The organism is Streptomyces sp. NPDC045470, assembly GCF_040646595.1.
Lineage (GTDB): Bacteria > Actinomycetota > Actinomycetes > Streptomycetales > Streptomycetaceae > Streptomyces.
This window is the reverse complement of record NZ_JBEZAN010000015.1, coordinates 1-22,931: the sequence shown is the minus strand read 5'-3', so window position 1 is coordinate 22,931 and position 22,931 is coordinate 1. Positions and strand designations below refer to the sequence as shown.

General features: G+C 72.7%; 21 protein-coding genes, 1 pseudogene and 1 riboswitch. Of the genes and pseudogenes, 15 read left to right on the top strand and 7 right to left on the bottom strand.

The features are described from left to right. Nucleotides 1-72: 72 nt before the first annotated feature. Nucleotides 73-525 carry a phospholipase gene (locus tag AB0A97_RS30965; protein WP_361155968.1) on the top strand — a complete coding sequence of 151 codons (453 nt, stop codon included), beginning with the start codon at nt 73-75 and terminating at the stop codon, nt 523-525. A gap of 9 nt (nt 526-534) precedes the next feature. Here the strand turns inward: AB0A97_RS30965 and AB0A97_RS30960 are convergent, their stop codons facing one another. Next, on the bottom strand, nt 535-1,965 hold the full coding sequence (locus AB0A97_RS30960) for a solute carrier family 23 protein (RefSeq protein WP_361155965.1): 1,431 nt from the start codon (nt 1,963-1,965) through the stop codon (nt 535-537). Between the two features lie 290 nt (nt 1,966-2,255). Between AB0A97_RS30960 and AB0A97_RS30955 the strand changes: the two genes are divergently transcribed. Next, nucleotides 2,256-2,726 (top strand): hotdog domain-containing protein, encoded by a 471-nt coding sequence (locus AB0A97_RS30955; protein WP_030999319.1) that lies wholly within the window; start codon nt 2,256-2,258, stop codon nt 2,724-2,726. A 72-nt stretch (nt 2,727-2,798) separates the two neighbouring features. On the opposite strand, the gene AB0A97_RS30950 is transcribed toward AB0A97_RS30955, so the two are convergent. Next, nucleotides 2,799-4,067, bottom strand: a complete 1,269-nt coding sequence (locus tag AB0A97_RS30950) for an MFS transporter (RefSeq protein WP_361155961.1) — start codon at nt 4,065-4,067, stop codon at nt 2,799-2,801. Nucleotides 4,068-4,165: 98 nt separating this feature from the next. Between AB0A97_RS30950 and AB0A97_RS30945 the strand changes: the two genes are divergently transcribed. Next, nucleotides 4,166-5,434, top strand: a complete 1,269-nt coding sequence (locus tag AB0A97_RS30945) for an ROK family transcriptional regulator (protein WP_361155959.1) — start codon at nt 4,166-4,168, stop codon at nt 5,432-5,434. Between the two features lie 105 nt (nt 5,435-5,539). Here the strand turns inward: AB0A97_RS30945 and AB0A97_RS30940 are convergent, their stop codons facing one another. After that, complete coding sequence (locus tag AB0A97_RS30940; protein WP_361155955.1) at nt 5,540-6,361, bottom strand: NAD(P)H-binding protein; 822 nt, start codon at nt 6,359-6,361, stop codon at nt 5,540-5,542. Between the two features lie 178 nt (nt 6,362-6,539). Next, nucleotides 6,540-6,670: riboswitch (FMN riboswitch) on the top strand. Nucleotides 6,671-6,860: 190 nt separating this feature from the next. On the opposite strand from AB0A97_RS30940, the gene ribD reads away from it, so the two are divergent. The 10 genes from ribD to AB0A97_RS30890 all read left to right on the top strand — a co-directional run bounded on the left by ribD (nt 6,861) and on the right by AB0A97_RS30890 (nt 15,608). After that, nucleotides 6,861-7,955: a bifunctional diaminohydroxyphosphoribosylaminopyrimidine deaminase/5-amino-6-(5-phosphoribosylamino)uracil reductase RibD gene (gene ribD / locus AB0A97_RS30935; RefSeq protein ID WP_361156368.1), complete on the top strand. Its 1,095-nt coding sequence runs from the start codon at nt 6,861-6,863 to the stop codon at nt 7,953-7,955. Between the two features lies 1 nt (nt 7,956). Further along, complete coding sequence (locus AB0A97_RS30930) at nt 7,957-8,616, top strand: riboflavin synthase (protein WP_361155953.1); 660 nt, start codon at nt 7,957-7,959, stop codon at nt 8,614-8,616. Continuing rightward, entirely contained in the window at nt 8,613-9,266 is a 654-nt protein-coding gene (locus AB0A97_RS30925) for a nicotinamide mononucleotide transporter family protein (RefSeq protein WP_361155950.1), read from the top strand. The genes AB0A97_RS30930 and AB0A97_RS30925 overlap by 4 nt, the downstream gene beginning before the upstream one ends. Next, the gene (locus AB0A97_RS30920) at nt 9,263-10,564 is read left to right on the top strand and encodes a bifunctional 3,4-dihydroxy-2-butanone-4-phosphate synthase/GTP cyclohydrolase II (RefSeq protein ID WP_361155947.1); all 1,302 of its coding nucleotides are present in this window, start codon (nt 9,263-9,265) and stop codon (nt 10,562-10,564) included. Before AB0A97_RS30925 ends, AB0A97_RS30920 begins: the two co-directional genes overlap by 4 nt. Before the next feature lie 72 nt (nt 10,565-10,636). Then, entirely contained in the window at nt 10,637-11,122 is a 486-nt protein-coding gene (ribH, locus tag AB0A97_RS30915) for a 6,7-dimethyl-8-ribityllumazine synthase (protein ID WP_003986918.1), read from the top strand. Nucleotides 11,123-11,157: 35 nt separating this feature from the next. Then, a complete protein-coding gene (locus AB0A97_RS30910; RefSeq protein WP_030017415.1) occupies nt 11,158-11,430 on the top strand; it encodes a phosphoribosyl-ATP diphosphatase in 273 nt (90 codons plus the stop codon). A gap of 77 nt (nt 11,431-11,507) precedes the next feature. Then, complete coding sequence (gene hisG, locus AB0A97_RS30905) at nt 11,508-12,356, top strand: ATP phosphoribosyltransferase (protein ID WP_361155942.1); 849 nt, start codon at nt 11,508-11,510, stop codon at nt 12,354-12,356. Between the two features lie 91 nt (nt 12,357-12,447). Next, nucleotides 12,448-12,912, top strand: a complete 465-nt coding sequence (locus AB0A97_RS30900) for a PH domain-containing protein (protein ID WP_361155940.1) — start codon at nt 12,448-12,450, stop codon at nt 12,910-12,912. 192 nt (nt 12,913-13,104) lie between these two features. Next, nucleotides 13,105-14,451 (top strand): hemolysin family protein, encoded by a 1,347-nt coding sequence (locus AB0A97_RS30895; protein ID WP_361155937.1) that lies wholly within the window; start codon nt 13,105-13,107, stop codon nt 14,449-14,451. Continuing rightward, the gene (locus AB0A97_RS30890) at nt 14,448-15,608 is read left to right on the top strand and encodes a hemolysin family protein (RefSeq protein WP_361155934.1); all 1,161 of its coding nucleotides are present in this window, start codon (nt 14,448-14,450) and stop codon (nt 15,606-15,608) included. Before AB0A97_RS30895 ends, AB0A97_RS30890 begins: the two co-directional genes overlap by 4 nt. A gap of 173 nt (nt 15,609-15,781) precedes the next feature. Here the strand turns inward: AB0A97_RS30890 and AB0A97_RS30885 are convergent, their stop codons facing one another. Next, on the bottom strand, nt 15,782-17,677 hold the full coding sequence (locus AB0A97_RS30885; protein ID WP_361155931.1) for an AAA family ATPase: 1,896 nt from the start codon (nt 17,675-17,677) through the stop codon (nt 15,782-15,784). 463 nt (nt 17,678-18,140) lie between these two features. Continuing rightward, on the bottom strand, nt 18,141-18,740 hold the full coding sequence (locus AB0A97_RS30880) for a hypothetical protein (RefSeq protein ID WP_361155928.1): 600 nt from the start codon (nt 18,738-18,740) through the stop codon (nt 18,141-18,143). Between the two features lie 271 nt (nt 18,741-19,011). On the opposite strand from AB0A97_RS30880, the gene AB0A97_RS30875 reads away from it, so the two are divergent. After that, the gene (locus AB0A97_RS30875) at nt 19,012-20,370 is read left to right on the top strand and encodes a peptidase C39 family protein (protein WP_361155925.1); all 1,359 of its coding nucleotides are present in this window, start codon (nt 19,012-19,014) and stop codon (nt 20,368-20,370) included. A gap of 153 nt (nt 20,371-20,523) precedes the next feature. After that, the gene (locus tag AB0A97_RS30870) at nt 20,524-21,042 is read left to right on the top strand and encodes a hypothetical protein (protein WP_361155922.1); all 519 of its coding nucleotides are present in this window, start codon (nt 20,524-20,526) and stop codon (nt 21,040-21,042) included. Between the two features lie 75 nt (nt 21,043-21,117). Here the strand turns inward: AB0A97_RS30870 and AB0A97_RS30865 are convergent, their stop codons facing one another. After that, nucleotides 21,118-21,957, bottom strand: a complete 840-nt coding sequence (locus AB0A97_RS30865; RefSeq protein ID WP_361155919.1) for a hypothetical protein — start codon at nt 21,955-21,957, stop codon at nt 21,118-21,120. Continuing rightward, nucleotides 21,954-22,931, bottom strand: a pseudogene (locus AB0A97_RS30860) (hypothetical protein); the annotation flags it as partial. The pseudogene AB0A97_RS30860 and the gene AB0A97_RS30865, both read right to left, overlap by 4 nt.

Here is a 22,931-nt window from a genome sequence, read left to right as displayed (position 1 = left end):
GAAGTGATTATTTTCGGCCTTCGACGAAGCGGTCCGTCCTGCCAAGGGACCGCTCTCCCTCGGAGGTTGAAGATGTCCCGAAGATTTGCCGCCGCCCTGTCCGCCTCGGCCATGACCGTGACCGCTCTGGTGGCGGCCGCGGCCCCGGCGCAGGCCGTCCCCGCCGACAGGTCCAAGGTGCTGGCGGGCTGGACGCAGACCGACGCCGGCAGCTACAGCGGCTGGCTGGCGGCCCGCGGCAACCAGGGGAAGTGGGCGGCGTACCAGTTCGACTGGAGCACCGACTACTGCACCAAGTCGCCCGACAACCCCTTCGGCTTCCCGTTCGAAACGTCCTGCGCGCGCCACGACTTCGGCTACCGCAACTACAAGAAGGCCGGTACCTTCGCCGCGAACAAGCCACGCCTGGACAGCGCGCTGTACGCGGACCTCAAGCGGGTCTGCGCCAAGTACAGCGGCGCGAAGAAGACCTCGTGCGACGCGCTCGCCTGGACGTACTACGAGGCGGTCAAGAACCTCGGCTGAGCCGGGGCCTCACTCCGTCGGCTCCGGCTTCTCCGGCCCGTCCGGGGCCGACGGCTCGTGGGGCGCGTCCTCCTCGTCGTACGCGCTGGTGCCCTCGTCGAGCAGCGGCCCCTGCTGCTTCAGATGGGCGGGGGCCAGGGCGCGCAGCACGTGGTAGCCGGAGAGCACCACGATCGTGCCGAGGGCGATGCCGCCCAGTTCGAAGTTCTCGCTGATCTTCAGGCTGACGCCGCCGATGCCGATGATGACGCCCGCGGCGACCGGCACCAGGTTCAGCGGATTGCGCAGGTCGACCTTGTTGTGCACCCAGATCTGCGCGCCGAGCAGGCCGATCATGCCGTACAGGATGACGGTGATGCCGCCCAGCACGCCGCCGGGGATCGCGGCCACCACGGCGCCGAACTTCGGGCACAGGCCGAAGAGCAGCGCGAATCCGGCCGCCGCCCAGTAGGCCGCGGTGGAGTAGACGCGGGTCGCCGCCATCACGCCGATGTTCTCGGAGTACGTGGTGTTGGGCGGGCCGCCGAGCGCGGTGGAGAGCACCGAGCCGACGCCGTCGGCGGAGATCGCGGTGCCCAGCTTGTCGTCGAGCGGGTCGCCGGTCATCTCGCCGACCGCCTTGACGTGCCCGGCGTTCTCGGCGACCAGCGCGATCACCACCGGCAGCGCGACCAGGACGGCCGACCACTGGAAGGACGGCGCGTGGAAGGACGGCAGGCCGATCCACTCGGCCTTGCCGACGCCCGACAGGTCCAGGCGCCAGTGGTCGGTGAGCTGTCCGGCGCCGTTCACCGAGTGGATCTTCCCGAAGACCAGGTCGAGGAGCCAGGAGACGCCGTACCCGAAGACCAGCCCGAGGAAGATCGCGACGCGTGACCAGAAGCCGCGCAGACAGACCACGGCCAGCCCGGTGAAGAGCATGGTCAGCAGCGCCACCCACTGGTCCTGCGGCCAGTACGTGCTCGCCGTCACCGGCGCCAGGTTGAAGCCGATGAGCATGACGACCGCGCCGGTGACCACCGGCGGCATCGCCGCGTGGATGATCCGCGCGCCGAACCGCTGCACCGCCACACCGACCAGGAAGAGCGCGACGCCGACGACGAGGACCGCGCCGGTCACGGTGGCGCTGGTGCCGCCCTGCGCGCGGATCACGGCGGCGACACCGACGAAGGAGAGCGAACAGCCGAGGTAGGACGGCACCCGGCCGCGGGTCGCCAGCAGGAAGATGACGGTCGAGACGCCCGACATCATGATGGCGAGGTTCGGGTCCAGGCCCATCAGGACGGGGGCCACGAAACTGGCGCCGAACATGGCCACCACGTGCTGCGCGCCGAGGCCGGCGGTCCGCGGCCAGGACAGCCGTTCGTCCGGTCTGACGACGGCTCCGGGGGCGGGGGTGCGCCCGTCGCCGTGCACGGTCCAGCGCACACCGAGGCCCATGAGTGCTCCACTTCTTCACGTACGTCGCGGGGATCGGCCGGGCGAGACACCGGCCGGGTCATGTTAAGGCGGCACCGTGCCGACCTGGGGCGACCGGATCGGCCCGGCCCGCCGCGCGGCGCTGCCCGCCCCGGCGGCCGGAGCATTTTAAGCAGGCGCTTACGATGGCTGGGTTCACTTCTTGAACAGTCAACAGCATCGGGCGGGGTCCGCCGTACCTCCGTACGGCCGGGTCGCCGCCCCGCGTACGCCGGCGGCACGGCCCGCCGCAGAACCAGGAGCACCAACCCGTGAGCGTCGAAGCCCTTGAGGCAGCCCCCGCCGTCCCGTACGGCCAGCTGGTCCCCGTCACCGTGCACTTCGACGACCTCGACGCGCTCGGCATGCTCCACAACTCGCGCTACCCGCTGCTCGTCGAGCGCGCCTGGGCCGAGTTCTGGCACGCCCGCGGCTTCGGCTTCGACGGGGACTGGGCGGCGGCCGGCGACATGTGCAACGTCATCAAGGAGATGAAGGTCTCGTACGAGCAGCCGGTCACCCGGCCCGGGTACTACGCCGCCCACCTGTGGGTCGAGCGCCTGGGCCGCACCGGTCTGACGTACGGCTTCCGGCTCTGCTCCGCCGACGGCGAGCAGACCTACGCGCGCGGCCACCGCGTCCTGGTGCGCGTCGACCCGCAGGCGCTGCGGCCCACCCCGTGGTCGGACCACGCCCGCGGGATAGCGGCCGAGCTGCTGCACCCGGAGGCGCAGACCGCCTGAGCGCACCGTGGTCCCCCCCCCGCTGACCAGGGGGGACCACCGTCGGCTCGGGACCGCTCCGGGCCCGTCGGCTCAGGGACGCTCCAGGCCCGTCGGCACCGCGTCGCGCCCGGCGGCGCCCCGGCCCCGGCCCGGCACCCGCAGCACCCCCGCGCCCGCGACCAGCCCGCAGGCCAGCACCGTGACCAGCAGGAACGAGCCGGTCAGCGAGGTCGCCTGGGCGATGGAGCCGATGGCCGACGGGGCGATCAGCCCGGAGGTGTACGTGATGGTGGCGACGCCCGCGATGGCCTGACTGGGGGCCGGGCCGCTGCGGCCCGCCGCCGCGAACGCCAGCGGCACCACGACGGCGATGCCCAGGCCGATCAGCGCGAAGCCCGTCAGCGCCATGGCCGGGTGCCGCGCCAGCACGATCAGGACGCCGCCCACCGTCGCCAGCACCCCGCTGACCCGTACGGTGCGCACCGGCCCGAAGCGGGCCACCACCCGGTCGCCCGCCAGCCGGGCGACGGCCATGGTGCACGAGAAGGCCGTGGTCGAGGCGGCCGCCAGGCCCGCGTCGGTGCCCAGGACGTCCCGCAGGTAGACCGCCGACCAGTCCAGGCTGGCGCCCTCCGCGAAGACCGCGCAGAACCCGATCGCGCCGATGACCAGCGCGGACTTCGGGGGCAGCGCGAAGCGCGGCGGCGGGTGCTCGTCGGGGGTGCTGCGCAGATCCAGTACGCCCTGGCAGGCGACGGCGCCCAGGACTGTCGTCACGGCGGCGGCGACGGCCAGGTGCAGCCGGGCGTCGGTGGCGGCGTGCGCCGCGGCGGTGCCGGCCGCCGAGCCGAGCAGAGCGCCCACGCTCCACATGCCGTGCAGCCCCGACATGATCGGTTTGCCGAGCCGGTCCTCGGTCTCCACGCCCAGCGCGTTCATCGCCACGTCCGCCATGCCCGCGGTCGCGCCGTACACCAGCAGGGCCCCGCACAGTCCGTACAGGTTGGGGGAGAGGGCGGGCAGGGCGAGCGAGAGCGTCCACAGGGCGAGCAGCGCGCGCAGCGCGGCGCGGGCGCCGAGGCGGTGGCTGATCCGGCCGGCCAGCGGCATGGCGAGGGACGCGCCGATCGCGGGGAAGGCGAGGGCGAGGCCCAGCTCTCCCGCGCCGATCTGGGCGTGGTCCTGGATCCAGGGGACACGGGTGGCGAAGCTGCCGGTCACCGAGCCGTGCACGAGGAAGACCACCGCGACGGACCAGCGGGCGCCGCGCAGCCGGCCGGGGGAGAAGGGCTGCTCCGGGGGCTTTCCGCGGGGTGCGGCGGGTGGGGGAGCCGGATCGGGAACGCCTGTGCCATCCATGGGCGGTAAACTATCAGGAAGCCTGCCTGATAATAAGGAAAATTCACCGGCCGATACCGCAGCGACTCCCGCACCAGGGGGTCTGGAAGGATCCGGGCATGGATGAGACGCGCGGCCCCGCCCCCGCCCGTACCGCCTCGGCCGCCGTACGCACCGGCCCGCGCACCGCCTCACCGAGCACCGCGCGGGCCATCAACGACCGTCTGGCCCTCCGGCTCCTCCAGAGCGAGGGCCCGCTGACCGCCGGGGAGCTGAAGGCACGTACCGGACTGTCCCGGCCCACCGTGGCCGACCTCGTCGAACGTCTCCAGACCGCCGGACTGATCACGGTGGTCGGCGAGTCGGGCGCCCGGCGCCGCGGGCCCAACGCCCGGCTGTACGGCATCGTCGCCGGCCGCGCCCACCTCGCCGCCGTCGACCTGCGCACACACGGCGCCACCCTCGTGGTCGCCGACCTGCTCGGCCGGGTGCTGGCCGAGGCGGCCGTCCCGGTCGGCCCGGACGCCGGCCCCGGCCAGGCGGCGGCGAACGGCGTGGCCACCCTGGAGAAGCTGCTCGGCGAGGCCGGGGCCGGACGGCCGCACGTCGTCGCGGTCGGCGCGCCCGGCCTGGTCGACCCGGCCACCGGGCGGTTCGGCGGTACGGAGTGGGTGCCCGCCTGGCACGCCGCGCTCGTCACGGCGTTCGGCGACCGGCCCGCCGCGCCGGTCCTGCTGGAGAACGAGGTCAACCTCGCCGCCATCGCCGAGCAGCGGGACGGCGCCGCGTGCGACCGGGACACCTTCGTCCTGCTCTGGCTGGGCCACGGCACCGGCGCCGCCGTCGTCCTCGACGGCCGACTGCGGCGCGGCGCCTCCGGCGGCACCGGCGAGATCGGCTTCCTGCCCGTACCGGGCACCGGCACGCTGCCCACGGCCGCCGGCTGCGACGGCGGCTTCCACTCGCTGGCGGGCTCCGCGGCGGTGTGCCGGCTGGCCGCCGAGCACGGCATCGAGGCGAGCCCGGAGGGGTCCGGCCTCGGAAGCGCGGACGCGACCGGCGCCCCCGCCGCCGAGGCGCTGGTACGCGCCGCCGCCGGCGCGGGCGAGTCCGGCGCCGACTTCCTCGACGCGCTGGCCGCCCGGGTCGCCATCGGGGCGGCCGCCGTCTGCGCCGTACTGGACCCCGGCTGCGTCGTGCTCGGCGGCGAGACCGGCCGCGCGGGCGGCGACGCGCTGGCCGGCCGGGTCGCCGAGCACCTCGCGCGGATGTCCCCGCTCCGTACCGAGGTGCGCGCGGGGACGGTCGGCGGCCGGGCCGTGCTGCGCGGCGCGGTGCTCGCGGCGATGGACGCGGCCCAGGACGACCTGTTCGGGCCCGCGGCCTGAACCAGGCGCTCAGAGAGCGCCCGCGGGCGCCCGGGTGCTTCCGGGCGCCCGAGCATCCTGGTTCCTCACTGTCGGCCTCCTGCCGCCCGGTCTCTGTCCCGCGTCCTACCGCCCCGCCTCCTGCCGCCCGGCCTCCACCGCGCCACCAGCCTCCGCTCCGCCGCCGTCCCGCCGCCGCTCCGCCAGGAAGTCCCCGTAGCCCACCGTGCCGTCCGCGTGCTCCAGTGTCAGGTTCTCGCCCCGCCGCAGTGCCCCGAACAGCCTGCCGGGCACCCACAGCGGAACCAGCACGCGCCGCCGCCCGCCGGCGCGCAAGGTGTCCCGTACGAGGTCGCGGGCGCTGCGCGCCTCGGGGCCGCCCAGGTCCGCCACCCGGCCCGCCGGTGCCGCGGACGCCAGCTCGACCAGTCGGGCGGCGACCTCGCGGACGTCCACCGGCTGGAGCCGCACCCCCGCCGGCACCGGCAGCACCGGCAGCCGCGCCCCCGCCTTGACCAGTCGCAGCACCAGGTCGTGGAACTGCGTGCTGCGCAGGACGGTCCAGCCGAGCCCCGATTCCTCGATCAGCCGTTCCACGTCGAGTTTCGTGCGGTAGTAGCCGAGCGGGACGCGGTCCACGCCGACGATGGAGATGTAGACCAGGTGCCGTACCCCGGCCGCGCGGGCCGCCTCGACGAGCCGCCCGGCCGCCTCGGTGTCACCGCTCGTCGACGAGGCGCAGTGCACCACGGTCTCCACGCCCGCCATCGCCGGGGCCAGGCCCGAGCCGTCGCGCAGATCGACCGCGTACGAGTGCAGCCGGGGCCGTTCGGTGCCGGTGTGCGGGCGGCGGCTGAGGCTGCGTACGTCGTGACCGGCGGCGAGCAGCCGGCCGACCACGGCCCGGCCGAGCGTGCCGGTGCCGCCGGTCACCAGAATCGTCGTCATCGCGATCAGTCCTCGGGGTAGGGGGCGGGAGTGGTCCGGGCCGAGGGCCCGTCGGTGAGCGGCGCGGTGGGGCGGTGCGCGGCCTCCGCGCCGCTCCCTGTGAGCCACTCCACAGGTCGCCGCCCGCATGGCCGACGATCAGACGTGGCAGACTGAAGCCGTACTGAATTGACATACGCAGCGCACTCCGGGGTCGGTGAAAGTCCGAACCGGCGGTAACAGTCCGCGACCCGGCCGCCTCCAGCGGTCGGTTGAGCAGGTGGAATTCCTGCACCGACGGTTAAAGTCCGGATGGGAGGCAGTGCGCGGCGGGCGAGCAGCGGTACACCGCCGTCGGCGGCGGTCGTCCTCGTGTCCACGAGTGGCGGTCCCCTTTCCGGCCCGGTGTCCCCGTTGTCCCGTTCCCGTTTTTTCCTGTCCTTCGTGACAGCCCCGGAGTCCGTGCCCTGAGTGGCAGGAGGACCCGGTGGCCACCCCAGCCCCCGCGCAGACCGCGGCGATGCGCCGAGCCATCCAGCTTGCCGCCCGCGGCCTCGGGCACACCAGCCCCAATCCCGTCGTCGGGTGCGTCGTCCTGGACGCCGCCGGACACGTCGCGGGCGAGGGCTGGCACGAGCGGGCCGGCGGCCCGCACGCCGAGGTCAACGCGTTGCGCGAGGCCGGCGAGCGGGCCCGTGGCGGCACCGCCTTCGTCACGCTGGAACCCTGCAACCACACCGGTCGCACCGGCCCCTGCGCCCAGGCGCTCATCGAGGCGGGCGTCGCCCGGGTGTACTACGCCGTCCCGGACCCCAACCCCGCCGCCACCGGCGGCTCCACCACCCTCGCCGCGGCCGGCGTCGAGGTCGAGGGCGGCCTGCTCGCCGACGAGGCCGCGGCCGGCAACGAGGCGTGGCTGACCGCCGTACTGCGCCGCCGCCCCTTCGTCCTGTGGAAGTACGCCGCCACCCTCGACGGCCGGATCGCCGCCGCCGACGGCACCAGCCGCTGGATCACCTCGGCCGAGTCCCGCGCCGACGTCCACCGGCTGCGCGCCCGGGCCGACGCGGTGATCGTCGGGTCCGGCACCGCCCGCGCCGACGACCCGCACCTCGGCGCGCGCGTCGCGGGCCTGACCGACGCCGAGGTCAGCCAGCCGCTGCGGGTCGTGATCGACACCGGCGCCGCCGTCGTCAAACCCGGCGCGCGCGTCCTGGACGGCACCGCGCCCACCCTGATCGCGGTCGCCGAGGACGCCGACACCGGCCACCTCGACGGACTCGCCCCGATCGTCCGGCTGCCGCGCTCGGCGGGCGGCACCGGCGTGCACCTGCCCGCCCTGCTCGACGCCCTGTACGAGCGCGACGTCCGGTCGGTGCTCCTGGAGGGCGGCCCGACCCTGGCCGGCGCCTTCCTCGCCGCGCACGCCGTCGACAAGGTCGTCGGCTATCTCGCCCCCGTCCTGCTGGGCGCCGGTCCCGCCGCCCTCGGCGACGCCGGAATCGCCACGATCGGCCAGGCGTTGCGCCTGGAGGTGACCGACACCGTCCGACTCGGCCCCGACCTGCGCATCACCGCCACCCCAGCCCGCCACACCCTGAACGAGGAGAACTGACGTGTTCACCGGAATCGTCGAAGAACTGGGTGAGGTCGCCGCCGTCGAGAACCTCGGTGACAGCTCCCGGTTCACCCTGCGCGGCCCGCTCGTCACCGAGGACGCGAAGCACGGCGACTCGATCGCCGTCAACGGCGTCTGCCTGACCGTCGTGGAGACCGGCGCGGGCACCTTCACCGCCGACGTGATGGCCGAGACGCTCAGCCGCTCCAGCCTGGGCGCGCTCGTCCCCGGCTCACGGGTCAACCTCGAACGCCCGATGGCGCTGGGCGGACGCCTCGGCGGCCACCTCGTCCAGGGCCACGTGGACGGCACCGGCACCATCGTCTCGCGGACGCCCGGGGAGCACTGGGAGATCGTCGAAATCGCACTGCCCGCCGGACTCGCCCGTTACGTCGTGGAGAAAGGCTCCGTCACCGTCGACGGCGTGAGCCTCACCGTCGTGGACGCGGGCGACGACTTCTTCACCATCAGCCTCATCCCCACCACCCTCGCCCTGACCACCCTCGGTATCAAGCAGCCCGGCGACCCGGTCAACCTGGAGGTCGACGTCCTGGCCAAGTACGTCGAACGGCTGCTGGGCCAGGGCGCGGGCCGCGACCAGGACCGGGGCCGGGACACCACGACGGCCGTCGCGGCCGGGGAAGAGAGCCTGCGGTGAACCCCCTCGGCTGGCTGAACGGCCCGGCCTTCACCGCCTTCGGCCAGCAGGTCATCTGGTCCGACATGATCGGCAACAGCATCGGCCTGGCCGCCCTCGCCTTCGGCTGGCGGCGCTCCATATGGACCTGGCCCGCCCAGTTCCTGTCCGGCCTGATCCTGGTCTCCGCGTACGCCTACGCCCACCTCAGCGGCGGCGTCGGCAAGCAACTGCTGGTCATCGGCGTGGCGCTGTGGGGCTGGCGGCAGTGGCAGCGTGGCCGGCAGCAGGCCCAGGACGGCTCCATCGCCGTACGCTTCGCCACCTGGCGCGAACGCGGACTCCTGCTCGCCGGCACGGCGGTCGGCACCGCCGCCGTCGGCTCGCTGTTCGCCCTGCTGCCGCAACTGTCCTGGAACCCCTGGCCCGACGCGTACATCTTCGTCGGCACCCTCGCGGCGATGGTCGCCCAGGCCCGCGGCCTGGTCGAGTTCTGGTTCGCCTGGCTGCTCGTCGACATCGTGGGCGTCCCCCTCGCCTTCAGCAGCGGCCTGGCCTTCTCCGGCCTGGTCTACGTCGTCTACCTCGGCCTCGTCCTGTGGGGCCTGCGCGACTGGTGGCTGCGCTCCCGTACGAATCCGCAGCCCGTCCTGGAAGGAGCGGCGGCATGACCGCACTGCAGAGCTGGTACGACCCCGAGGGTGCCGTCGAGCGTGACGCCGTCCTCGCCCTGGACCCCGTCGAGCAGGCCGTCGCCGACATCGCCGCCGGCCGCCCGGTCGTGGTCGTGGACGACGAGAACCGCGAGAACGAGGGCGACCTCATCGTCGCCGCCGAACGGGCCACCCCCGAGATCCTCGCCTTCATGATGAGCGAGTGCCGCGGCCTGATCTGCGCCCCCATGGAGGGCGCCGAACTGGACCGCCTCGCCCTGCCGCAGATGGTCGAGCACAACACCGAGTCGATGCGCACCGCGTTCACCGTCTCCGTCGACGCCACCTCGGCACACGGCGTCAGCACCGGCATCTCCGCCGCCGACCGCGCCACCACCCTGCGCCTGCTCGCCTCCGGCGAGGCCGGGCCGGCCGACTTCGTACGCCCCGGCCACATCTTCCCGCTGCGCGCCCGCGAGGGCGGCGTACTGGCCCGCAACGGCCACACCGAGGCCGGTGTGGACCTCGCCCGGCTGGCCGGACTGCGGCCCGCCGCCGCCATCGTGGAGATCGCCGACGAGGACGGCACGATGCTGCGGCTGCCCGAGCTGGTGCCGTTCGCCCGCAAGCACGGCCTGTCGATCATCTCCATCGAGGACCTGATCGCGTACCGCCGCAGCTCCGAGCCCACCGTCCGGCGTGAGGCCGAGACCCGGCTGCCCACCCGCCACGGCGAGTTCACCGCGTACGGCTACCGCTCCACCGTCGACGGCGTCGAGCACATCGCGCTGGTCGCCGGCGAGATCGGTGACGGCGAGGACGTCCTGGTACGGGTCCACTCCGAGTGCCTGACCGGCGACATCTTCCACTCGCTGCGCTGCGACTGCGGCCCCCAGCTGGAGGAGTCGCTGCGGCGCGTCTCGGAGGCGGGCCGCGGCGTGGTGATCTACCTGCGCGGCCACGAGGGGCGCGGCATCGGGCTGCTGTCCAAGCTGCGCGCGTACGAGCTGCAAGAGCGCGGCCGCGACACCCTCGACGCCAACCTGGAGCTGGGGCTGCCCGCCGACGCCCGGGACTACGGCGCCGGGGCCCAGGTGCTCGCCGACCTCGGCGTGCGCTCGCTGCGGCTGATGACCAACAACCCGGAGAAGACCGAGGCACTGGTCCGGCACGGACTCAAGGTCCTCGGCCGGGAGCCGATGCCCGTACAGGCGGGCGAGCACAACCTGCGGTACCTGCGTACCAAGCGGGACCGGATGGGGCACGACCTGCCCTGGCTCGACGCGGACCGCGCGTCGGCCTGCGGCAACCAGTAGGACCGCGCGGCCGGGGCCCGGCCGTCCCACCACGTACGTACACGAGCACCGGACCACGAGGAGACCAGAACCGTGAGCGGCAAGGGCGCACCCGAACTGTCCGTGAAGAACTGTGGCGACCTGCGGGTGGCCGTCATCGCCGCCCAGTGGCACGAGAAGGTGATGGACGGCCTGGTGGACGGCGCCCTGCGCGCCCTCTCCGAGCTGGGCATCGACGAGCCGACGCTGCTGCGCGTGCCCGGCAGCTTCGAGCTGCCGGTGGTCGCCAAGGTCCTGGCCGGCCGCGGCTACGACGCGATCGTGGCGCTCGGCGTCGTCATCCGGGGCGGCACCCCGCACTTCGACTACGTGTGCCAGGGCGTCACCCAGGGCCTGACGCAGGTCAGCGTCGACACCGGCGTACCGATCGGGTTCGGCGTGCTGACCTGCGACACCGAGGAGCAGGCCCTGGACCGGGCCGGGATCTTCGGCTCCACCGAGGACAAGGGCCACGAGGCGGTGACCGCGGCCGTCGCCACCGCCGCGACGCTGCGCACCGTCGCCGAGCCCTGGCGCTGAGCGCGGCCGGGCGACCGCGTAGGGTGGGTCACATCATGTCCAAGAAGACGTTCGAGGAGCTCTTCGCCGAGCTCCAGCAGAAGGCCGCCACCGGCGACCCCGCCACCTCCCGCACCGCCGAGCTGGTCAGCTCCGGCGTCCATGCGATCGGCAAGAAGGTCGTCGAGGAGGCCGCCGAGGTCTGGATGGCCGCGGAGTACGAGTCCGACGAGGCCGCCGCCGAGGAGATCTCCCAGCTCCTGTACCACCTTCAGGTGATGATGGTCGCCAAGGGGATCTCCCTCGACGACGTGTACGCCCATCTCTGAGCCGTCGCCCGGCCCCCGCACCACTCCTTTTCTCCTGTTCCCCCCTCACCCCCTCCCGCACGAAGGAAGTCGTTCTCATGCTGCGCATCGCCGTCCCGAACAAGGGTTCACTGTCCGAGCCTGCGTCGGCGATGCTCCATGAGGCCGGCTACCGCCAGCGCAAGGACCGCAGGGAACTGGTCCTGGTCGACGCGGAGAACGAGGTCGAGTTCTTCTTCCTGCGCCCGCGCGACATCGCGGTGTACGTCGGTTCCGGCAAGCTGGACATCGGCATCACCGGCCGCGACCTGCTGCTCGACTCCGGCGCGCAGGCCGAGGAGATCATGCAGCTCGGCTTCGCCGGTTCGACCTTCCGCTACGCCACCCGCCCGGGCACGGCCGAGGAGGTCACCGACTTCGGCGGCATGACGGTCGCCACGTCCTTCTCCGGACTGGTCACCCGGCACCTCGCCGACCACGGCGTGAACGCCTCCGTCGTCCACCTGGACGGCGCCGTGGAGACCGCCATCCAGTTGGGCGTCGCCGAGATCATCGCCGATGTCGTGGAGACCGGCACCACCCTGCGCAACGCCGGGCTGGAGATCATCGGCGAGCCGATCCTGAAGTCCGAGGCGGTCGTCATCCGCGGCAAGGGCGCGCCCGAGGACGACCCGAAGGTCCGTCAGTTCCTCCGCCGGATGCAGGGCGTCCTGGTCGCCCGGCGCTACGTGATGATGGACTACGACATCCGCGTCGAGCACGTCGAGAAGGCCGTCGCCCTCACCCCGGGCCTGGAGTCGCCGACCGTCTCCCCGCTGCACCACGAGGGCTGGGTCGCGGTCCGCTCGATGGTCCCGTCCAAGGACGCCCAGCGCATCATGGACGAGCTGTACGAGCTGGGCGCCCGCGCCATCCTGACCACCGGCATCCACGCCTGCCGCCTCTGACCCAGGCCAGGCGGCCCGGCCGCCGCCGACGGGCGGCGGCCACACCCGCCGCCGGCCCGCGCCGGCGGCCCGTACGAAAGAGCCCAGCGACGTGTCCGCGCCCGCATCCGCGCCCCTGCCCGCCCTCCCGGTGACCTTCCGGCCGGGCCGCACCCGTGCCGTCCTGTACGGCGTCGGCATCGCCCAGCTCGCCGTGCTGACGGTGATCGCCGTCCTGCTGCCGAACCTGGGCGGCGGCGAGCGGATCAGCTTCGTGTTCACCGGACTGATCATCCTGGGCGTCCTGCTGCTGCTCGCCCGCCCCAAGGTGGTCGCCCACCAGCAGGGCATCACGGTCGTCAACCTGACCACCAAGCGCGAGCTGGCCTGGGCCCAGGTGCTGCGGGTCAACCTGCGCCAGGGCGACCCCTGGGTCCACCTGGACCTGGCCGACGGCACCAGCCTGCCCGCGATGGGCATCCAGCCCGGCATCGCGCGCGACCAGGCCATTCGCGACGCCCGTACGCTGCGGGCGCTCGCCGAGAACCACGGCACCGGAGACCAGCCGGCCCGGTGACCCTGCCCGCACCCCGGCCCTGCTGATTACCCTGGTTCCCGGGGCGCGCCCCGCGCCCCGCCCCGCCAGCGGGCCCCTGCAACATGAGGAGTGACTCCCTCCAGCAATGGACGGATCGTCCGGTAGTACCTGCGCCGCCCCTCCACCGGAACCCCCGCAGCAACGGGAGTTCCCCTCCACGGAGGCGGCGGCATGACCGCCACACTGCTGCTGCTCGCGGCCGCCCTCGTCCTGATCCTCGCCAACGGCTTCTTCGTGGCCGCCGAGTTCGGCCTGGTCACCGTGGAGAAGGCGGAGGCCGAACGGGCCGCCGCCGAAGGGGACCGGCGCGCCCGCACCGTCGTCGGCGCGCTGCGCGAACTCTCCTTCCAGCTCTCCGGCACCCAGCTCGGCATCACCATCACCTCCCTGGTGGTCGGCATGCTCGCCGAGCCCGCCCTGGCCCGTCTGCTGTCCGGGCCGCTGACCGCCACCGGGCTGCCGGCCGGTGCCGTACCCGGCATCGCCGTCGTCATCGGGATGCTGCTGGCCTCCGCCGTGCAGATGGTCCTCGGCGAACTGGTGCCCAAGAACTGGGCGGTCTCCAAGCCGCTCCAGGTCGCCCGCTTCGTCGCGGGCCCGCAGGGCGCCTTCTCGCGGTTCTTCCGCCCGGTGATCTCCCTGCTGAACACCGTCGCCAACCGGCTCGTACGGGCCCTGGGCGTGGAGCCGACCGACGAGCTGGCCTCCGCCCGCACCCCCGGCGAACTGGTCTCGCTCGCCCACCACTCGGCCCGCGCCGGGGTGATCGAGCAGGACACCGCCGACCTGTTCGTGCGCACCCTCTCCCTCGGCGGGCTGACCGCCGAGAACGTGATGACCCCGCGGGTACGGGTCAGCGCCCTCCAGTCGTCCGCGACCGCCGAGGACGTCCTCAACCTCACCCGCGCCACCGGCCTGTCCCGCTTCCCCGTCTACCACACCCGGCTCGACGAGGTGGTGGGCATGGTGCACCTCAAGGACGCCCTCGCGGTGCCCGAGCACGACCGGCTGCGCACCCCGGCGGCCCGGATCGCCGTACCGCCGCTCCTGGTCCCGGCGACGCTGCCGGTGCAGCCGCTGCTGGAACGGCTGCGCAGCGAGCAGCCGATAGCCGTGGTGGTCGACGAGTACGGCGGCACGGCGGGCGTGGTCACCCTGGAGGACATCGTCGAGGAACTGGTCGGCGAGGTCCGCGACGAGCACGACCGGATCGATCTGCCCGAGCTGGCCCAGGCGCCGCCCGAGGACGGCCGCCCCGCGTGGGACGCCGACGGCGGCTGCCGGGTCGACACCCTGCGGCGGATCGGCCTGGACACGCCCGACGGCCCGTACGAGACGGTGGCGGGCCTGGTGGCCCAGATACTCGGGCGGGTGCCCGCCCCCGGTGACACCGCCGAGCTGGACGGCTGGCGGCTGCGGGTGCGGCTGGTGTCCCACCACCGCGCCGAGCGGGTCCGGATCATACGGACCGCGGGCGCCGCGGCACCCGCACCGACGCCGGCGGAGGTGACCCGGTGAGCTTTCTGCAACTCCTCTTCGCCGTCTTCCTGGTCCTGGTCAACGGGTTCTTCGTGGGCGCCGAGTTCGCGCTCGTCTCGGTGCGCCGCAGCCAGATCGAACCGCTGGCCACCGCGGGCTCCAAACGGGCCCGCAAGGTGCTGCACGGCCTGGAGAACCTGCCCCAGATGATGGCGGCGGCCCAGTTCGGCATCACCGTCTGCTCCCTGACGCTCGGCGCGGTCGCCGAACCGACCGTCGCCCGCCTCCTGGAGCCCCTCTTCCACGCGGCCCGCCTGCCCGAGCCGCTGATCCACCCCCTCGGCTACGTCATAGCCCTGGCCGCGGTGGTCTTCCTCCACCTCGTCATCGGCGAGATGGTCCCGAAGAACCTGGCGATGGCCGCGCCGGAGAAGACCGCGCTGTGGTTCAGCCCCGGCCTGGTCGCCTTCGCCCGGCTGTGCCGCCCGGTCACCGCGCTGCTCGGGGCGTGCGCCCGCGGCGTCCTGCGGCTGTTCCGTGTCGAGCCGAAGGACGAGGTCGAGGCGGTCTTCACGAGCCAGCAGCTCACCGACCTCGTCGAGGACTCCAAGCAGGCCGGCCTGCTGGCCCCCGCCGAACAGGAACGCCTCTCCGACGCGCTGGAACTGGGCAGCCGGCCCGTCACCGACGTCCTCCTGGACCCGGCCGGGCTGGTCACGGTCGACCCGACCGTCACACCGCGCCGGGTCGAGGAGCTGACCGTCAAGACCGGCTACTCCCGCTTCCCGGTGTCCGCGCCGGGCGGCGCCTACATGGGCTACCTGCACGTCAAGGACGTACTGGACCTGGAGGAGGGCGACCGCGCGGTGCCACAGCACATCTGGCACCCGATGACGACACTGCGCGCCGAACTTCCCCTGGACGACGCCCTGACCGCCATGCGCCGCTCCGCCTCCCACCTGGCCGCCGTCGCGGACGCGACCGGGCGGGTGCTGGGGCTGGTCGCGCTGGAGGACGTGCTGGAGAAGCTGGTGGGGGAGGTGCGCGACCCGGCGCACCGTCAGGAACTGCCCGCCGTACCGCCCTTCGGCGGCGCGCAGGGCACCCGTGTCCCCGAAGTGCCCGGCGACCGGCTCTCCGGTCCGCGCACCGCGGCGGGACCGGCCACCCGGGAGGACCGGGCGCTGGCGGGGTGACCCGGCCGTGACGACGGTGTGAGCCCGCGGTGGTCCGCGGGCTCACACCGTTTCTGCGGGCGGCAGTACGCGCCGGAGGCGGTCCGTGTCGGAAGCGGCGACCGCGCGTGGACGAGCAGGACATGTCCGGTTCAACGGCGTAGCTTGCGCAGTTGGACGCCTGCCGCTTCGTGTCAGAGCGGCGGCGCCTCCGGTCCGGTCACCGGGCCGCGCCCCGAGAGCACCTCGCCGTACGCCTGCATCAGGTCCGGCAGCCGCAGGGTGGCCAGGTCGTCGCGGGACGGTGCGCCGGACCAGGTGGACAGCCGCAGGTCACGGTAGGCGCAGCTCTTCTCGTACAGCGTGCGCAGGAACCGGCCGTTGCCCAGTTCGTCGATCCAGCCCTGGCCGACGACGTGCGCGCTGATGCTGCGCAGCTCCTCCAGCGACTCCTCGTCCCAGTGGTCGCCGTTCTCGGCGGCCAGCACCTCACCGATGGCGGTCAGCTCCGGCGGCCGGTAGCTCGGGAAGTCGACGCGCGAGGTGAAGCGCGAGGACAGGCCGGGGTTGGCGGCCAGCAGGCGGTCCATGCCCTCCGGGTAGCCGGCCAGGATGACGACGAGCCGGTCGCGGTTGTCCTCGGCCCGCTTGAGGAGGACCTGAAGGGCCTCGTCGCCGTACGCGTCGCCCTTGCTGTACGCGGAGTTCGAGAGGCTGTACGCCTCGTCCACGAACAGCACCCCGCCCAGCGCCGAGTCGATCAGCTCGTTGGCCTTCACGGCGGTCTGCCCCAGGAACTCCCCGACCAGGTCGGCCCGTTGCGCCTCGACCAGATGATCGCCGCCGAGCAGGCCGAGGGCGTAGAACACCCGGCCGAGTATCCGGGCCACGGTGGTCTTGCCGGTGCCGGACGGGCCGGAGAAGACGAAGTGTCGTTTCGGCGGCTGTACCGGAAGGCCCTGGCCCGCTCGCAGGCGTGCCATCCGCAACTGCGCGGACAGCGCCCTGACCTGACGCTTCACCGGCTCCAGACCGACCATCCGCTCCAGTTCGGCGAGCGCCTTCTCCAGCAGCACCGGGTCGGACGGGCCGGCCGGCAGCCGGTCCGAGCGGCGCGGACCGCCGAGCACCGCCTTCTCCCGTACGGCCGGTCCCGCGTCCCCCGGCGAACCGCCCGCCAGGTCACCGTCCGGGCCCTCCGGGTCGGTCGCGGCCAGCAGCTCCCGGCCGTCCACCGGGTCGAGCGGGGAGAGCGGGTCGAGATCGCCGCCCGCCTCCTGGCCGAAGCCGGCGGTCACGGCCGCGAGGTCGGTGCCCTCCTCCAGACCGTCCCCCTCGGCGATGGCCGCGAGCCGTGCCGCGGTGTCCATGAACGCCGGGTCGACCCGGTGCACGGAGCGGTACAGCGGCAGCGCGGCGGCGCTGCGGCCGGTGCCCTCGTGGGCCCGGGCGAGCCAGTACCGCAGCTCCTTGCGCTGCGGCTGCTCGCTGCGGCAGCGCATCAGGGCGGCCGCCAGCAGCGGCTCGGCCTGCCCGAACATCTCCTGGCGCACCCGTGCCATGCCGCCGAACAGTCCGGCCTCGATGCCCAGCAGCGGATCGTCGAGCAGCGGCTCGGTGTGCCGTACGAGCTGGTCCCAGTCCTTGACGAGATAGGCGCGGCAGGCGTGCAGGAAGCGCACCTGCGGGTCGGTGTCCACCGGCGGGCAGCCCGCCAAGGCCTGGTCCAGCTCCGCGACATGGCGGCCGTCGAGCCAGTGCGAGGCGTACGCCAGCAGCAGGTCGCGGCCGGTCTCCAGCACCGGCTGGACCCACCAGCCCAGCCAGTACCAGGAATTGAGTGTGCGTCGGTGCCGGGCCCGCTGTTCCCCGAACCGGTCGCGGTGCCGGTGCATGTGCAGCAGCGCGGTCGAGGTGTCCGCACGCAGTGCGTGCAGGCCGAGCCAGCCGTCGGCCATCGTCGGGTCCATCCGCACCGCGGCCCGGAACTCCTCCTCGGCCTGCGGGTACGCGCCTACCGTGTAGGCGTCCACCGCGCGCAGCCAGGCGAGTTCGGCCGGGGCGTGTGTGCCCTGGGTGCCGAAATCCATCACGTCCCCCACAAAACGTCCCCCGTGGTGTGCCGCCGGGCGAGTGCCAGGCCACAGCGTGTTCGAACGAACCGGCGTGCTCGGGGCGGCAGTTGCAGGTCGCCCCCGGCTGCTCTTCGACTGCGTCCTTCGGTGGCACGGACTCGCATCGTACCTGCGGTATCGGTGCAGGCCGAAGAGGGCGGAGCAGGGGAAGCCGAGGCTCCGCGGCGCGAAGGGAGCGGTGACATAGGGTGAGGAGGCGGACGGCGCGCGGCGCGCGCTGGGCGCCCGGGCACAGAACGAAGCCCCCGATCACGGGGGAACAACCGGGGGCTTCGCGTCTGCGGGCGGTCCGTCAGAACCGCACATTGAGAACGTAAGTCCTGTACGCCCCCCAGGTCAAGCCGAGTTGAGGCAGTCGGCGGTACGCGCAGGGCGACGATCTGCGTACCGGCCGTGGTCCGTCACGTACGGTGATGATTCAGGGGGTACCGCACGCCTCACCGGGCCCCGGCAGCACCTCATACCCCTCGGTGCGCGCCCGTACCAGCAGGCCGGCGTGCGGACGTGAGGGGTCCGCCGCGAAATGGGCGCGCTCCGCCGGGATCCAGTCATCCCAGAAGGCGGCCTGGGCCGGACCGTCCCGCCGCCGCCCGCGTTCCCAGGAGTGACACGCCGTCAGTTCCATCCACAGCAGGCACGCCAGATACGGGCGCAGTGCGCGGCGGCCCGCGCCGACACCCTCCACGACGACGGCGTGCGCCGGTGCCAGCTCCCGGCGCGCGGTGAACTCCCTGCGCTCCCAGTCGTACACCCCGTAGCGCGCGTGCTCTCCCCGGGCCAGCGGTTCCAGGACCTCGGTACGGAACCGCTCCGTCCATGCGAACAGCTCGTCGTGGGTCGCGATGTCGTCCAGACGGACGACCGGGGCGCCGCCGAGCGCCGTGGCCAGATGCCGCGCGAAGGTGCTCTTGCCGGACCCGGCGTGTCCGTCCACCGCGATCAGCCGGACGGGGCCGCAGGACGGGGGCAGTGCGCGCAGCCGGCCGGCGAGGCCGGGCGGGATCGGCTCTTGACGCACGCTGCTGCCTGTCTGCTGTGACGGGTGAGACGGTTGAGATGCTGCAAGATTACCGGTACGCGAGGTGCGGGCCCGCGGACCCACGGTCGCCTCCGCACCGCCACTCCGGCGGGCCGTCCGTGCCCCTGTACGGCCGCCCTCCACTGCCGCAAACTGCTGATCCCTGCGGCGACGCGCGACGAACGGCTGGCCGAAGGGTGGGTGCGGGGGAATAGTTGAGCTCCACCGTTCTCCTGGCTCAATCCTTCGCATCCGACTGGGGGACTCCACCATGAGCAGACCCACGCCCCGGCGTACCGTTCTGGCCGCCGCCCTCGCCGCCGCGGCAGGCGCGGCCACCCCGCTGGCGCACGCCGCCACCCCTTCCGCACCGTCCGCCGCACCGAAGGCGAAGCGTCTCGTGGACTATCGAGCCTGGCACACCGCAGCCGACTGGAACCAGGGTGTCGCGAACGGCACCCGGGTGGCCGACGGGCGCCGCCCGGGCGTGGTGATCGACCGCCCGGCCGGCACCGCCGACTACCGTGATCCGCACACCGGTACGACCGCGGCCTGGGAGTACGCCGTCTGGACCTCCCCGGCCCGTACGCTCAAGGTCCCGTCCACCGAAGCCGTCGTCTCCTGGAACGCCCAGACGCCCGCCGGGACCTGGATCGCCGTCGAGCTGCGCGGCACGTACGGCGACGGCGTACGGACCCCGTGGTACGTCATGGGCCGCTGGGCCTCCGGGGACGGCGACATCCGTCGTACCTCCGTCGACGGCCAGAAGGACGGCCGGAGCAGCATCTCCACCGACACCTTCGCGATCGACGCCCCGGCGAGCGGCCTGCGGCTGGCCTCGTACGAACTGCGCGTCACGCTCTACCGGAAGCCCGGCACTACGCTGACGCCCACGGTGTGGCGACTGGGCCTGATGGGCTCCGACATCCCCGACCGCTTCGACGTGCCGGCCTCCAAGCCGGGCGTCGCGACCGGCCGCGAGCTGGTCGTGCCGCGGTACTCGCAGGAGACCCACAAGGGGCAGTACCCGGAGTACGACAACGGGGGCGAGGCGTGGTGCAGCCCCACCTCCTCCCAGATGATCATCGAGTACTGGGGCCGCAAGCCCACCGCGGCCGACCTGGCCTGGGTCAACCCCGCCTACGCCGACCCCCAGGTCTGCCACGCCGCCCGCTACACCTTCGACTACCAGTACGAGGGCTGCGGCAACTGGCCGTTCAACACGGCTTACGCGGCCACGTACCAGGACATGGAGGCCGTCGTCACCCGGCTGCGCACCCTCTCCGACGCCGAGACCCTGGTCCAGGCGGGCATCCCCGTGATCACCTCGCAGTCCTTCCTGGCCCCCGAACTGACCGGCGCGGGCTACGGCACGGCCGGCCACCTGATGACCGTCGTCGGCTTCACCCGCACCGGTGACGTCGTCGCCAACGACCCCAACTCGCCGACCAACGCCGCGGTCCGCCGCGTCTACAAGCGCCGCCAGTTCGAGAACATCTGGCTCCGGACCAAACGCAAGAACGCCGAGGGCAAGGTCGTCAGCGGCACCGGCGGCATCTGCTACGTGTACTTCCCCACCGAGGTCACCGCGGCCCAACGCCACGCCCTGGCCATCGTCGGCATCACCTGACCCTCGCACTCCGCTTCCCGCCTCCTCCCGCCCGGCCGCAGAGCGCCGGCCCGGTGCCGCCCGCCGTCTACCGCGCGGGCGATACCTGTGGCGCAATGGACCGGGCGGGGCCGACGGGGCTCCCGCCGTCGGGAGTTGAGGGAGGGACAACAGATGTCCGTCGTGGTGTGTTCGCTGCTCTGGGACGCGGAGAAACACGGGGCCGGGTCGCAGAAGATCTCGTACGACAGTGACGGGTACCACCTGGTGCGCTTTCCGTACGGAGCGGGCGACGAGTCGTACGACCCGTGGAAGATGCACGATCCGGCCAACGGAGGCGGCACGCCGTCGGCGTTCCCGGACGCCCGGTCGGGCCTGATCTGGCCCAGCCACGAGGGCTGGGGACTGCTGTCCGCGATGGTCTTCTGGGAGGCGGACGACCGTCCGAACGAGTACCGGGCACGCTTCGTACGCGACCCGCTCGGCCCCGGCTACGACTCGACGGGCACCACCGACACGTGGAAGACCGGCGGCGGGCAGTACAAGACATACCTGTGGCAGATGTTCGTCCACCCGGGCACGCCCGTCGGCCTGAAAATCTCCGCCCGCGGCCCCGGCGACACCAAGGTCCCCGCCGCGATCACGCACGCCCAGTTCAAACTCGCCATCCACACGGAGGTACTCCGGCCGTAGACGGATGGCCGGGGCGGGGCCGGGGCCCGCCGGGCGTGCGTGGGGTCAGCCGGCCAGGGCGGGGCGGAGGCCGTCCTAATCCGCCTTGCCCCACGGCGGGTTGGACGGGCGCCGGTGCCAGTACCAGGCCCGACCGGCGAAGGACGACTCCGCGGCCGCCGCGAGACCCGCTCCGCCGTCCTCGGTGGTCAGCCGGTGATAGGCCTGGTCGACCTGCTCCAGTGCTGCCTGCACGGGCCGCTGCATCTCGGCGGGCAACTGCGCGATCACTCCGGGCACCTGATCGCGCAGTTCCAGGTCCTCGATGTACATGCTGACCGGATACCACCCGGAAGGGGGCCAATCAGCTCCCATGCGAGCGGTGAGACGTTCCCAGTTCAGCAGCGGCCAGACGGCGTCTCGCCACATGTTCCCGTCGGGGACGCAGGCGTCGGTGAGCGGCGTCGGCAGTTGCAGAGGCTTGATGATCTCTGGAATGCGCCGGACTTCGGCGTGGGGGAATGCGGGGACGGAGACCTCGGAGACGGCAACGGTCCACCGGGGGAGCTCGCCCTCTTCTTCGACGGTGTTGACGTAGCCCACCTCGCCTGCGGGGGTCGCGACGCGGTCGATCCACGAGATGTCCGGGTAGTCGGACGGAAAAATGACATCGACACGGAGCGACCGCGCTACAGCCAGCGCAAGCTGCTCTTCGGAAAGATGCGGTGTATCGCCGGAGGTGATGGCCAGCGACCACTTCAGGTCCCCGTCCAGTGCCATGTACTCACAGGTGACGGAGGCTTCCCAGTTCCGGTTCTCGAGGTCCCAGGCATCACAGACGTCAACGTCCGGGACGGGGACACCGAAGAAATCCGCCAGAGTCGGGGCAATGCGTCCCGGAACTCCGTCTCCGGTTGTCAGCAGGGTGCACATCATAGCTGGTACATCCTATACAGGTCGATCGCTGTCTGAACGGCGTTGGGCTCGTTCTGGAACTGCTTGGCATTGGCGAAGAACTTCTCGCACTGAGCCACATCGCCGTTGGCGCGCATGATGGCGCCCAGGGCGCCGTATTCGGCGCGGCTCAGGTTGGTGAGTCCGGGGCCCGAGACGGGGAATACGGTACCGGAGGGTTCCACTGCGTAAGAGCGTCCGTTGATTTCGTAGACCTGCCGTTCCGCATTCCATGCGGCTTTTCCGGCTGCTATCTCCGATATCTCGTCTTTCACTGCTTGGTTGTACCCCGGCAGGATGACCGTGTTGTCTTCCTTGGCCGGACCTCGTTTGATTCCGCCCCAGGTGTGCCGGGGGTGCGGGGCCTTGAGCGTCTTGCCCCTGGCGGCTCCTGCGACATCTTGACCGGCCTCCCAGGTGGACCGGCCTCCGGAACCGCCTGATCCGGTGGTGTTGCGCAACAGTGGACGTCCGGTCGGCCCGACAGGACCGATGTCGGCCATTGCCAGGCGCGGGCCGCCCACGTTGGGCAGTGTTATCTCGAAGTCGCGCAGTGGGTTCTTGAGGTTGCGGAAGCCGTCCAGCTTCATGTGGCCCAGGACGTTTTTGACGCCCCCGGCTTCCCCGATGGCCCTGGCGCCGCGGGCGGCTCCGCCGAAGGCGCCGCCCAGGAGGAGGCCGGAGGTGCCGGCGTCCTGGATTTCGGCGAGGTTGATGCCCTTCTGCTCGCCGAGCAGGTTGCGGCCGCCCTGGGCCACCACGACATCGACGGTGATCGCCTCGACGCCACCGATGGCCGCGGTGGCCAGGACGGTCCCCGCGATTTCGGCGACGGTGGCGGACACCGCGACGCCGGCAGTACTGGCCGCGGCGACGATCGCCTCGGTGGCGCCTGCTGCCGCTAGCTCGCTGATGCCGCCGGTGAACAGGGCCAGCGCCGTCCCGGCGACCAGCAC